The organism is Paraburkholderia sp. BCC1885 (assembly GCF_900996235.1).
In the GTDB taxonomy this organism is placed as follows: domain Bacteria; phylum Pseudomonadota; class Gammaproteobacteria; order Burkholderiales; family Burkholderiaceae; genus Paraburkholderia.
Genome location: NZ_CAAJGM010000208.1, coordinates 627,492 through 639,949, shown reverse-complemented (window position 1 = coordinate 639,949; position 12,458 = coordinate 627,492). Strand labels below are relative to the sequence as shown.

12 protein-coding genes are annotated in these 12,458 nt (G+C 62.8%); 6 read left to right on the top strand and 6 right to left on the bottom strand.

Translation table 11 applies throughout. The features are described 5' to 3' along the window. Positions 1 to 374: 374 nt before the first annotated feature. Both FQ755_RS21430 and FQ755_RS21425 read left to right on the top strand, forming a co-directional pair. Positions 375 to 1,304, top strand: coding sequence for a hypothetical protein (locus FQ755_RS21430; RefSeq protein ID WP_260858751.1), 930 nt, complete (start codon positions 375 to 377; stop codon positions 1,302 to 1,304). Positions 1,305 to 1,460: 156 nt separating this feature from the next. Then, positions 1,461 to 1,955 (top strand): GNAT family N-acetyltransferase, encoded by a 495-nt coding sequence (locus FQ755_RS21425; protein ID WP_144156773.1) that lies wholly within the window; start codon positions 1,461 to 1,463, stop codon positions 1,953 to 1,955. A gap of 84 nt (positions 1,956 to 2,039) precedes the next feature. Here FQ755_RS21425 and FQ755_RS21420 read toward each other — a convergent pair whose 3' ends face one another. Together FQ755_RS21420 and FQ755_RS21415 are read right to left on the bottom strand one after the other, a co-directional pair. Beyond that, complete coding sequence (locus FQ755_RS21420) at positions 2,040 to 2,501, bottom strand: copper chaperone PCu(A)C (RefSeq protein ID WP_144156772.1); 462 nt, start codon at positions 2,499 to 2,501, stop codon at positions 2,040 to 2,042. A 61-nt stretch (positions 2,502 to 2,562) separates the two neighbouring features. Further along, positions 2,563 to 3,258 (bottom strand): SCO family protein, encoded by a 696-nt coding sequence (locus FQ755_RS21415; RefSeq protein WP_144156771.1) that lies wholly within the window; start codon positions 3,256 to 3,258, stop codon positions 2,563 to 2,565. A gap of 365 nt (positions 3,259 to 3,623) precedes the next feature. On the opposite strand from FQ755_RS21415, the gene otsB reads away from it, so the two are divergent. Together otsB and otsA are read left to right on the top strand one after the other, a co-directional pair. After that, positions 3,624 to 4,373, top strand: coding sequence for a trehalose-phosphatase (gene otsB, locus FQ755_RS21410; protein ID WP_144156770.1), 750 nt, complete (start codon positions 3,624 to 3,626; stop codon positions 4,371 to 4,373). Between the two features lie 67 nt (positions 4,374 to 4,440). After that, positions 4,441 to 5,883 (top strand): alpha,alpha-trehalose-phosphate synthase (UDP-forming), encoded by a 1,443-nt coding sequence (otsA, locus tag FQ755_RS21405; RefSeq protein ID WP_144156769.1) that lies wholly within the window; start codon positions 4,441 to 4,443, stop codon positions 5,881 to 5,883. Between the two features lie 164 nt (positions 5,884 to 6,047). Here the strand turns inward: otsA and FQ755_RS21400 are convergent, their stop codons facing one another. Then, on the bottom strand, positions 6,048 to 7,883 hold the full coding sequence (locus FQ755_RS21400; protein ID WP_144156768.1) for an ABC transporter ATP-binding protein: 1,836 nt from the start codon (positions 7,881 to 7,883) through the stop codon (positions 6,048 to 6,050). A gap of 710 nt (positions 7,884 to 8,593) precedes the next feature. Here FQ755_RS21400 and FQ755_RS21395 point away from each other — a divergent pair. Next, on the top strand, positions 8,594 to 9,658 hold the full coding sequence (locus tag FQ755_RS21395; RefSeq protein ID WP_144156767.1) for a glycosyltransferase family 4 protein: 1,065 nt from the start codon (positions 8,594 to 8,596) through the stop codon (positions 9,656 to 9,658). A gap of 232 nt (positions 9,659 to 9,890) precedes the next feature. Further along, positions 9,891 to 10,757, top strand: a complete 867-nt coding sequence (locus FQ755_RS21390) for a hypothetical protein (protein WP_144156766.1) — start codon at positions 9,891 to 9,893, stop codon at positions 10,755 to 10,757. Between the two features lie 40 nt (positions 10,758 to 10,797). Here the strand turns inward: FQ755_RS21390 and FQ755_RS21385 are convergent, their stop codons facing one another. From FQ755_RS21385 to FQ755_RS21375, 3 genes are all read right to left on the bottom strand, one after another. Further along, positions 10,798 to 11,073 carry a hypothetical protein gene (locus FQ755_RS21385; RefSeq protein ID WP_144156765.1) on the bottom strand — a complete coding sequence of 92 codons (276 nt, stop codon included), beginning with the start codon at positions 11,071 to 11,073 and terminating at the stop codon, positions 10,798 to 10,800. 140 nt (positions 11,074 to 11,213) lie between these two features. Beyond that, entirely contained in the window at positions 11,214 to 11,639 is a 426-nt protein-coding gene (locus FQ755_RS21380; RefSeq protein WP_144156764.1) for an organic hydroperoxide resistance protein, read from the bottom strand. A gap of 189 nt (positions 11,640 to 11,828) precedes the next feature. Continuing rightward, positions 11,829 to 12,395 (bottom strand): TetR/AcrR family transcriptional regulator, encoded by a 567-nt coding sequence (locus FQ755_RS21375; protein ID WP_144156763.1) that lies wholly within the window; start codon positions 12,393 to 12,395, stop codon positions 11,829 to 11,831. Positions 12,396 to 12,458 lie beyond the last annotated feature (63 nt).

Genomic DNA, 12,458 nt, shown 5'->3' with positions numbered 1-12,458 from the left:
CATGAGTCGAGATATTCACCGATGTCGAATGACATTCCTAAACTGGCATATTTCCAGTTTTACAACGCTTTGGTATGTTCCGGTATGGCTCGACAGAACTGCCTCGTGGCAAGACTCACGCGCTGCGCAGAGCCGGACGCGGCAATATATCGAGCGCCAATCGGGGGCGACTGAACAGGCCATGGCGGCCCCATCAGTCGAACAAATAAAATCGAAAGATAAATCAAAGACAAATGAAATATAAAGACGGATTTTCGGCTGGGCGGCACGCAATCGTTATTGCTTTAGTGGCCCTTGCGGCATCTGGATGTGGAGGCGGCGGCGGTTCGAGTTCATCGCCGAATTCATTGTTCGACGGCTCAGGCAGTTCCAACTTGAGCGCCAATCAGCAGGTTTACGAAAGTTTCGCGCTGGCGGCCAACGGCGGCGCGCACTTCCTGCTGGGCAACCTCAACCTGACGACCTCGTCGACGGGCACGATTTCCGTGAGCCCCACCAGTTATTTCTACAGCGATAACTCAAGCGCTCCGGCGAGCCCGTCGACCGGCACACAGGCGTTGACCGTCAGCATGACGTCGCTGGCGTCCACGCTTACCGTGCCTTCCCTTACGCCGACGCGATATCTGGTTAATGGCGCGGTCGTCGTCAGACCGGCGCCCGATCAGGTGAAGGTGAGCTATTCGGGGGCCAACGTGCAGGAAAACTATCTCGCCGCGGATGGGCAGACTGTCGTCATGTCGCTGCTCGGCACCAGCTATACGAGCGTGCCGCTGGCGGGGCTTATTTCGGCTTCACCGAGCGAGCTTTTCGCGGATAGCCAGCTTGGACTTCTGACCAACACCATCAACGGGCAGTCGCTCTACAACCTGTCGGCAAGCTGGCAACCGGGTTCGGCGTACATCAAGGTGGTCAGGCAGGTGGTGGGCAATTCGCTGGTGGTCGGCGACTGCGCGGCACCGGCCACGACGGGCGCCAATCTCACGCCGTGTTCGACGACTGTGTCGGCGCTGGAGAATTTCTTCCCGTATGCAAGCGCGTCGGACGGCACCACCTATCAGCTTGCGGGCGGTCAGATCACCACGGTGGCAGGGGTCCGCGCGTGGGTTTCGAACACGGCACTCCCGACCGCGACGCCGGAATACCGGGTCTTCTTCCAGAATAACGGCGGTATCTACGAGGGCGCGCTGATCAAGGACGGCACCCCGCTGCAGACCTTGCCGCCAGGCGCCACCTCGCCGAACGGCTTCTACATTTTCCTGAATGGCGCGGCGCTGCAATCGGTGAAATCGGCGCTCAATTTCTAAACATGGCGCATTGGCACCGGTACCGGAATCTGCATCTGCACCGGCACCGGCACCGGCTTGCCACTTTAAGGCTCGCCAGGCCCGCGCGTGGCATTCGCGGCATAATTCCGCAATTGCCGTCCGCCCGGACGCATCCTTCCCGATGTGTATTTGCCAATGAACCAGCCGCAGCACTCCAAAACCGCGCCGCATGCACCTGTCGAATGGCGCTGGAAATTCTTCGATGACCTGACCATCAGCGAGGTCTACGCCATGCTGGCCGCGCGCAGCGAAGTGTTCGTGGTCGAGCAGAACTGCGTGTATGGCGATATCGACGGCCTCGACCTCGGCGCATGGCATCTGTTCGCGTTCGGTCCCGCCGAGCCGCAGGCCACACTCGCGGGCTATCTGCGCGTGCTGCTGCCGGACCAAAACGAGCCTGACATCCGCATCGGCCGGGTGCTGACGACCGCGGGTTTTCGCGGCATGGGCCTCGGCAACAAAATGCTCGAACGCGCCATCGCGCATATCTTCGAACAATGGCCCAACGTGCCGATCCGCCTGCACGCGCAGGCGCATCTGCAGGGCTTTTATGGCGCATTCGGTTTCGTGCCTGTCTCCGATATCCACGAAGAAGACGGCATTCCGCACGTCTGGATGCGCTCTGCCTGAGATTCGCAGTGAGCGGCACGATGACGGTGCGCGTGGCGCGCGTCACGCCACTGCGCAATGCGCCGCCGCTCGAACTCTACTTTTTTAGTTCGCCTGAGCCGGCGACTTGACGGCAAACACCGTATCGAGCGTTTCGCCGTCCGAGAACTGCAGCTTCAGATGCACCGTATCGCCCGGCGCCACCTTGTGCTGCGCGTGTTCCAGCATGATGTGATACCCGCCCGGTGCAATCGCGACCTGGCCGTGCGCGGGCACGGTCAACTTGTCGACCATCACCATCTGCTGCGTCGAGCCGTTCGCGACCGTCTGATGCAGCATCGCGCCCTGGTAGTCGTCACTTGAGATGTCGGTGAGATCCACCGGCTTGGCGCTCGAATTGACGAGCGTCACATAGCCGGCGGCGGGCAGGTTGTTCGGCAACCAGCGCACCCAGGCGTGCTGGGCGGTGATGGCCTGCGGGCCGGCCGCGTCGGCCGTGGCGGCGACGCCGAGCGAGAGGATGAGGGCGCCGGCCAATGCCGCGAGAGAGGAGGGCTTGAGGTTCATAAACGGAGACTCGGGAAGAAGACAAATAAAAGATTAAAGCCGGGCGGTGAGCCGCCCATCGTCAGGACGGGTTTGCCATGATACGACGCAGATCGGCGGCGAACACGTCGGGCGAATCGCGGTCGGTGGCGAGCAGGCGCGCGTGGCCCTGCGCATCGAAGACATAGACGGCCGAGCTGTGCGTGACTTCATAGTTGCCGTTCGGATCGCGCTGTTCCATCTGATACGCGACGCGATACTGCCGTGCCAGCGCCTCGATCTGCCGGTCGCTGCCGGTCAGGCCCACGGCGTGTTCGGCGTCGAATGCGCCGACGTAATCATGCAGTGCCTTGGGCGTGTCGCGCGCCGGGTCGACGGTGATGAACAGGATGCGCACCTTTTGCGCGTCCGGGCCGAGCTTGGCGAGCACCTGCATCAGACGCGCCATCGTTTCAGGGCAGACGTCCGGGCAATGCGTATAGCCGAAGTAGACGAGGGCGATGTCGCCCTTGAACGACCCGCCGGTGGCGGGTTTACCGTCGTCGCCGGTCAGCGTGAAGTCCAGATCGGGCAGATGGCCGGTCACGTTGGTCAGATGCCAGGGTTCTTCCTTGTGCGAGCAGGCGGAGAGCAGCCCGAGCGTCATGGCGAGCGCCAATACGCCGGGCCGCCACGCGGCCCGGCGCAGACCTCGCGCCGAGCGAACGGCGTGCCGGGGCGATTCCGGTCCATCAGCTTGCGCCGGTCGGCGCGAAATTCTGGGGAACAAAGCAGGCATCTATGACTCGATCCTAGGCGGCCTGTAACGGCATGAAGCACGGGCTGAGGCGGGTAAGCGGCAACTGGCCTGCCGAGGTTGCACGCCATGCGGGACCCGTCAGCGTGGCTGGGACTGTAGCGTAATTTCCCGGAGCATGGCATACGGCGTCCCGAAGGGTCGCCATCGCGGGGCAATTTGACGCATCCTGATGAGCGGGCGCTTCTGACGTCGAACCCAGTGGATTCCGTAGGGAGTTTCCGTGGCAAACCACCGGATTCTCCGGGCGCGTTGCGCTAAACCTGACTTTCCCGAAAAATAGCGGGATGCGCGGTAAGATGCGCACACTTTTGCGGCTGCGAGCGGCTGAAAGGCAAGATAAACCGATGCAAGCACTTCCGGCTGTTCTGTCTCCGAGCGAGACGGCATTTTTCTTCGATTTCGATGGCACGCTGGTCGAACTCGCTTCCACTCCTGATGGCGTGCGGGTGCAGCCCCAGGTCATCACCCTGCTGACCGAGCTGCGCCGGCTGACCAATGGCGCGGTCGCGGTGGTGTCGGGCCGCGGGATCGACAGTATCGATGGGTTCCTCGGCATGCCCGATCTGCCTATCGCCGGCCTGCATGGTGCCGAGCGGCGCGATTCGAATGGCGACACTCAGCGCATCGGTTTTCATGACGAGCGGCTTCTGCGCATGGAACAGGTGCTGGCCGAAGTCGTCAACGGCAATCCGGGCATGCTGCTCGAAATCAAGGGCGCGGCGCTGGCGCTGCATTACCGCAACGCGCCCGACCGCGAGCCGGTGGCGCGCAAGGCCACCGAGCAACTGGTGGCCGACTATCCGGGCGCCTATGTGCTGCAGCCCGGCAAGATGGTCTACGAGATCAAACCGAAAGACGTCGATAAGGGCCGCGCCGTGCGTGCCTTCCTGGACGAGCCGCCGTTCACCGGCCGCCGCCCGGTGTTCGCCGGCGACGATCTGACCGACGAGAAGGGCTTCGCGGTGGTCAACGAGCGCGGCGGCGTGTCGATCAAGATCGGCCCCGGCGACACGATCGCGCGCTCGCGGCTCGAGTCGGTCGACGCCTTGCTCGACTGGCTCGACGCGATCGTCAGCGCGGCGCGCGGCGCATGATGCGCGCCGGCTTTCGCCTCGTCCTTCGCTTCAAATCGAACGTCCTTCTGCACGGAAACCGCGCTTCATGAGTCGACTGATTATCGTATCGAATCGGGTCGCGCCGATCTCGGAAGGCGGCCCGGCAGCCGGCGGCCTGGCGGTGGGCGTCTACGATGCGCTGAAGGAAACGGGCGGCATGTGGTTCGGCTGGAGCGGCGACGTGCTCGCCTCGGGGCAGCCGCAGATCAGCCTTGAAGAGCGCGGGCCGGTGACCTTCGCCACCATTCCGCTGGTGCGGCGCGACTACGACCAGTATTACCGCGGCTTTTCGAACGCCACCTTGTGGCCGGCGTTCCACTACCGCGCGGATCTGCTGCAATACGACCGGCACGACTTCGGCGGCTATTGCCGGGTCAATACCTGGCTCGCGCAGCAACTCGTGCCGCTCCTGCGTGACGACGACGTCATCTGGGTGCACGACTATCACCTGATTCCATTTGCCCAAGCCTTGCGGGCGGCGGGCGTGAAGAACCGGATCGGTTTTTTTCTGCATATTCCGTTTCCGGCTTCCCAGGTGCTGCTGGCGGTGCCGCCGCATCGGGAACTGGTCGAAGCACTGTGCTCGTTCGATCTGCTCGGCTTTCAGACCGGTCCGGATCTGCGGGCGTTTTGCGACTACATCGTCAACGAGGCCAACGGCACCGTTGAGACGCCGGCGGCAGGTCCCGCCGTCATACAGGCGTTCGGCCGCTCGCTGAAGGCCGCGGCTTATCCGATCGGCGTCTATCCGGACGAAATCGCCGAACTCGCCAAAGCGGGCGAGCGCGGCAAGCCGGTGCGCACGATGAAGGCCACGCTGCACTCGCGCAAGCTGATCATGAGCGTCGACCGCCTCGATTATTCGAAAGGGCTGGTGGAGCGCTTTCGCGCCTTCGAGCGGCTGCTCGAACATGCGCCGGCGCAGCGCAACAAGGTCTCGTTCCTGCAGATCGCACCGCCGACGCGCGCCGATCTCAATGCCTATCAGGACATCCGCCTGCAACTGGAAGGCGAGTCGGGCCGCATCAACGGCCGTTTCGCCGAACTCGACTGGGCGCCGATTCTCTACATCCATCGTCAGTACGACCGGGCCGTGCTGGCCGCGCTGTTTCGCACGGCCCACGTGGGTTATGTGACGCCTTTGCGCGACGGCATGAACCTCGTGGCCAAGGAGTACGTCTCGGCGCAGGACCCGGAAGATCCGGGCGTGCTCGTGCTATCGCGCTTCGCGGGCGCGGCGCAGGAACTGGACGGCGCGTTGATCGTCAATCCGGTGGATATCGACGGCATGGCCGAGGCGTTGGCTACGGCTTTGTCGATGCCGCTCGCCGAGCGTCAGGCCCGCTATCGCGACATGATGGTGCAATTGCGCGAGAACAACGTGTCGGTATGGCGCGATAACTTCATGCGCGATTTGCAGGCGGCGGGTAGCGTGCAGGGGGACGGCAAAGGCGCGAAGAAGGTGAGGCGCGAGAAGCTGGCGCGGTGAGATGGCGCTGAATCGCCGCTAACCGATTACTGGCGTGACTGGCTGAGGGCCTGCTGAGCCCGGCCCACAAAGCACAAAAAAGCCGCTTCGATTCGAAGCGGCTTTTCTACATTCCGGCCTGATCTATCGGCATCCTGGCGGCGCTGCCGGGTCGCCAGCCGCCGTCAAACCACGTGTTGCTCGTCGACCTTCTTGCCGCCGGCGTGCAGCGTAGCGCCTTTGCCGTACTGCTTCGACAGCAGATCGCGGTAGAGCCCCGGCCGGTTGCGCAGCTCTTCCGGCGTGCCGTCGTCCACGACCTTGCCCGTGCTCATGACGATGATCCGGTCGAAGCTGTTCAGCGTCGACAGCCGGTGCGCGATGGCGACCACCGTGCGGCCCACCATCAGGCGGTCGAGCGCCTTCTGGATGGCCTCTTCGGAGGCACTGTCGAGCGCCGAAGTGGCTTCGTCGAGCAGCAGGATCGGCGCGTTCTTGAGGATGGCCCGCGCGATCGCGATGCGTTGCCGCTGACCGCCCGACAGCTTTACGCCGCGGTCGCCCACGATCGTGTCGTAGCCTTCCGGCATGGCTTCGATGAAATCGGAGCAGCGCGCTTCCCGCGCCGCCGCCAGCACTTCCTCGCGGCTCGCTTCGGGGCGGCCGTAGGCGATGTTCTCGTAGACGGTGCGGTGGAACAGGGCGATATCCTGCGGCACCACGGCAATCGCGTGGCGCAGGCTGTCTTGCGTGATCGTGGCGATGTCCTGCCCGTCGATCTTGATCTGGCCGCCTTGCGTCTCGTAGAAACGTTGCAGCAGCGACAGCACGGTCGACTTGCCCGCGCCCGACTTGCCGATCAGGCCGACCCGCTGGCCCGGCTCGATATGCAGATCGAAGTGATCGAGAATCGGCCGACGACGCGGATAGGCGAACGTGACGCGCTCGAAGTCGATCCGGCCGCCTTGCGGCACCAGTTCGACGGCGTCCGCGCGATCCGGCATGCCGTGCGGCTCGAGCAGCGTGCGCACGGCTTCGGCTAGCCGCGCGATGTGCTGCGTGACGTCCACGAGTGCGACCGCGAGGTCGCGTGTGCCATGCAGAATCGTGAAGCCGAGCGAGCTGACCAGCACGATGTCGCCCGAGGTCGCGCGGCCGTTATCCCACAGCCACAGCGCCCAACCGAGCAGGCCGGCCGAGAGCATGGCGGTGATGACCGCGTGCAGCAGGCGCAGCTTCTCGAGATACAGCAGGCTTTGCTGGCGCGCATCCATCTCGGCTTTGACGGTGGCGCCGAAGCGCGCCTGCTCGCGAATCGTCATGCCGAACGCGCGCACGAGGCCCATGTTGCTGATCACGTCGACGAGCTCGCCGTCCACCGACGCCGCCTTGGTGGCGAAGTGATGGTGCCGCGCCGAGCCGCGCCCGGCGAGCTTGTAAAGTACCACTGAGAGGATTGCCGAGCAGAGCATCAGGCCGGCCGCCATCAACGGATTGACGGCGATGATCATGACGATGGCGCCGAGCACCGCAATGCAGGGCGGCAGCACGTTCCAGGCGGTGGTGTTCTCCGCCGTGTAGACGGCGTTCGACGTGGCGGTGATGCGGCTTGCCAGCATGCCGGGTTGCTTTTCCGAGTAGTAGGTCGGCGAGTGGCCGCTCAGATACTGGAACAGATCGCGGCGCAGATCGCCCGTAACCGCCACGAAGGTGTGCGCCGCGACCCAGCCGCCGACCCGCCACAGCAGGTTGTCGGCGGCAATCAGGCCGACAAGGATGGCGAACGCGCCCCACAGCGGGCCGGGATGATGCCGGCCGCCGCCGAGCACGTCGATGAGATGCTTGATCGCGTATTGCGAAGCGAGCGCGCAACCCACGGCCGCGAACACGCTGCACAGGACGATCGCATGGGCGAACGGGTGGCGGCGAATGTAGCTAAAGAGAAACGCAAGCGGCCTGTGCGCATAGCTCGCGAGCTTTGCGTTGTGGGCATTACGCTGGGCGATGGTGAGATGTTCCAATTGATCGTGTGGTCGGTGTGATTCAGGTTATGTCATGCAACAGCATGGGCCACGGGACGCATCGCCACGAAAGGCAGATGCTTCGCATTGTAAACACGCAAAAGGCATTCCGCCGTGTTTGCACGGCAACGAGACGCGACTGATTTCGCGATGGCATCCGCAAAACCTCCCTAGCTCGACCTCGCGCCGCGGCGGTCGTTCACACAGGTCGCGGATAATTTCGGGATATAATTACAAAAGCCATTCAGCGCGGACCGGCTTCCGGCGACGCGTAGAAGCGGTAGCACGCGGCAAACATGGACGGAAGAATTTGCAAACCAGACGCATTTCGGTCGCCTGCCACAGCCAGACCCTACTGTAGAACTGTCTTATAAAACAAGGGTTTGCCAAGTGTTTCCGCTTTGTAACAACGTAAAGTGTTTGAAATGTTTGGCGCGGCGCGGGGCGGCGGACCCGCATAATGCAGCCTCGGTCGTGCCATGAATTAACTGACAGTTTGTCAACGAGTCTGAAGCAGGTGCGTTTATTGCACATGAACAGCCTGGTGACGATGATCAGTCTGGGCATCCTTACCAAGCGATCCATCGCAGGATTTCTCGAAGAAACAGGCCCGTGCCGGAGCGTCCGGTGCGGCTGGCAAGGCGAGCAAAGCGAGGCGCTTTTAACAAACCGCAGTACTTTTGCCTGATTTTTTACGAGGAGTTCTCTTTATGCGAATCGCTCAAATCGCTCCGTTGCACGAGGCGGTTCCTCCCAAGCTGTATGGCGGAACGGAACGGGTAGTGTCCTACCTGACCGAAGCACTGGTCGAACAGGGGCATGATGTGACGCTCTTCGCGAGCGGCGATTCGCAAACCTCGGCGAAACTCGAAGCCTTCTGGCCGCAGGCGCTGCGCCTCGACCCGACCATTCGCGACGTGATGGCGCCGCACATGCTGCTGCTGGAAGAAGTGCGCCGCCGCGCGGACGAGTTCGATGTGCTGCATTTCCACATCGACTACTACCCGTTCTCGCTGTTCGCACGCCAGCCGGTGCCGTTCCTGACCACGATGCACGGCCGTCTCGACCTGCCGGAACTGCAGCCCATCTTCAATACGTTCAGCGACGTGCCGGTGGTGTCCATTTCGGACAACCAGCGTCAGCCGTTGCAACAGGCCAACTGGCTGTCCACCGTGTATCACGGTTTGCCGGAAAACCTGCTGAAGCCGATTCCCGACGTCAAGCCCAGCTATCTCGCGTTCCTCGGCCGCATCTCGCCGGAAAAGCGCCTCGACACGGCTATTCGCATTGCCGAGCAGGCCGGCATGAAGATCAAGGTCGCCGCCAAGCTCGACAAGGCCGACCGTGCCTACTACGACGAAGTCATCAAGCCGTTGATGGCGCTGCCGCACGTCGAATATATCGGCGAAATCAGCGAAGCAGAGAAGACCGAATTCCTCGGCAACGCTCATGCGCTGCTGTTCCCGATCGATTGGCCGGAGCCCTTCGGTCTGGTGATGATCGAAGCCATGGCTTGCGGCACGCCGGTTATCGCGTTCAAGCGCGGTTCGGTGCCGGAAGTGATCGAAAACGGCGTATCGGGTTTTGTCGTTGAAGACGAAATCAGCGCGGTTGCGGCGGTGAACCGTCTGCATACGCTGCCCCGCGCCACGGTGCGCGGCGCGTTCGAATCGCGCTTCTCGTCGAAGGTCATGGCGCAGAACTACGTGGCAACCTACGAGGAGCTGCTGCGTCAGAAGCGCCGCACGGTCCTGCGCGAAGTCAACGCGAGCTAAGTTCTGCTCAGCGTGACTGTCTGTATGCCGCCTGCGGGCGGCGTGCCAGGCGCCAACAACGCCCCGCGTGCCTCAGGTACGCGGGGCGTTGTTGCATGCGCGCCGCGCATTTGTGGTGGAACTGTCTGAAAGTGGCGTTTCGGGAACGGGAACCGTGAGCCGCCTCGGTAATATCCCTATAATGGCCGTGCCGCAAATTTGGCTGCGGCGGCGTCAACGACAGGAGGATGCCTTGGCGAGAACGAAAGAAACGCGTGCGAACGCGGCGCCCGGCGCCGGAACGGTTTTCGCGTTGCGTGCCATCGGTCTCGTGATTCTGGCGCGCTGGCTGTTTTCGATGTCGGACATGGATTTTATTGCGTCGTTGTCCGCCATGGCTTCATCGCCGTGGGCCTGCATCAACCTGGTCTTTCTGTTTCTGCTGATTTTCCTGCCGGGCGCGCGCGCCCGCGCCGAGCGCCCGTTTCATCCGCTGCCGCAATGGCTGCGGCAGGCGCTGCGGCTATTCGCTTTCCTTGGTTTCCTGTTCGCGGTTTTCTCGGTGGGCGCTTTCGTCTGGAGCGCCGGCGGGCGGCGTGCGATCCATGCCGTAGCGGCGACCAACGGCTGGCTGGTGGCGGCGCCGGCTCTCTATGCCGCGGTGCTGTGGATCTGCCGGCCGCGCGCGCTGTGGCGCACTAACGTCGCGGCGCGTCGCTTCGCGATCGGCCGTTATGCGATCTCCGTGGATACGGCGACGCGCACGGTGATCGTCTGGGTGGAAAGCCGCAAGCTCGGTCAATACGATGCGCGCGAATTGACGGTGCGTTGGCTGGACGGGCAGAGCGATACGGGCGCGGCGCCCATTGCGGCGCCTGTGGCGATGCTCGACCCCACGGGGACGCCCGCGCCGGTGGGCGCCGGTCCGGCGTCGGCGGCGACGGTGCCGCAGGACATGGCGCGCAGCGGCTGGCTGCATCGGCGGCCCAAGGTCGAACTGCTGTGGGACTCGCCCGCGGCGGCGGGACACAATCATCAGACCGTCTTTCGCGCGGCACTCGCCACCGAGGGGGATCGCGTCGCGGCGCGCGCTCTCGATAAATCGCTGCGCCAGGTCTGAATGGAATCGGGCGAGTGGCCCGGCCCAATCCCCACTCCGCTTAATGATGCGCGAAGGTCGACTGGCCAGGCAGGGTCTGCACACGGCTGCCTGCTTCCGACTGCACGCTCGCCACGCCGCCATAGGCATTGCTGTTCGCACCAAACGCGGCCTGTTCGGCGGCGATGGTTTGCGCACTCTGACCACGCTGCGAAGCCGGCGCGCCGGCCACCGGGTTATACGACGGCGCCGGGCCGTAGCCGCTGCTGGCGAATGCGGGGGCCGCGATTGCTGCGGTGGCGGCGACGAGAAGGGTTGCGATGCGATTGCGGTTCATGAGATTTACTCCGATGCGTTAAATGTCTGTGTGAGTCCGGCGGCGCTCCCTACAGCGGGCGCAGCGCAGTTGCCATTTGAAAACTGCGCCGCTGCCGGATCAGCGGGTTTGCCTGCTTGAATCGGCGGCTTATTCGGTGCTTAGACGATCGTCAGCGTGACGTCGATGTTGCCGCGCGTCGCGTTCGAGTACGGGCAAACGATGTGCGCCTTGTCGACCAGGGCTTGTGCCGCGTCGCGCGCCATGCCGGGCAGCGAGATCTTCAGTTCCACTTCGATGCCAAAGCCATTCGGAATCACGCCGATACCGACGCTGCCGTCGATCGACACGTCCGCCGGAATCGCGATCTTGTCGCGAGCGGCGACGAACTTCATCGCGCCGAGAAAACACGCGCTATAGCCGGCTGCGAACAGTTGTTCCGGATTGGCGCCTTCGCCGCCTGCACCGCCGAGTTCCTTGGGCGTCGTCAGCTTGAAGTCGAGATTGCCAGCGGGGACGACAGCACGACCGTCACGGCCGCCGGTTGCGTGAGCTTGAGCGCGGTAGAGGACTTTTTCGAGGGACATGGTGAAGCTCCTTAAGTAGGTTGAACTGCCAAACAGGTTGAATTGCTAAATTTACTATCTACTACTAGATAGATTGAATGACAAAAGACCGCACGATTTCTCTTTCACGGCTACCCGATTATCTATCTATGCAAAGATAGATAATCGGGCCAAACAAAGAGGCGAACACGCCACCTCATATTCACTGCATTACCGCGCAACGCTCACCGACGCCTCGACATCTTCAAGCCGGGCCTTGGTATGAAACAGCCGGGCCGCCAACACGCTGCCCTGAAAAGCCGCGAACAGGGTTCGCGCGGCGTTTTCCGGCTTGCCGTTAACCGCCAGCGTGCCTTCTTGCGCGCCTTGCGCCAGAACCTTCGCGAGCCACTGCTCGTTCGCCTTGAAAAACGCCTGCACTGCCTGCCGGATGTTCTCGGGCAACGACTCGATGTCCGCAGCCAGCATGCCGCACAGGCAAATCTGGTTGCCGTCGCCAAGCGTCTTGCCGAACATCTTTGCGTACTTGCTGAGCTTGATATCAGCCGGCCACGAATCGTCGACAGACTGAAACGCGCTGAATACCTGCTTGCTGTATTCGTTGACCGCTTCCAGCACCAGATCGTCTTTCGACGGGAAGTAGTAGTGGATGCTCGAGGTCTTGACGCCGACGAGACTCGACAGATCACGGTAACTAAAACCGTTGTACCCGCGCAGCATCATCAACGTGATGGCGTGCTCGAGAATCTGTTCGCGGACTGTCGTTGTCGTTTCCATGGACTGAACTTTATCTACCAGTAGATAGATTGTCAAGCACAAGTACAAAAAAACTTTCGGGCA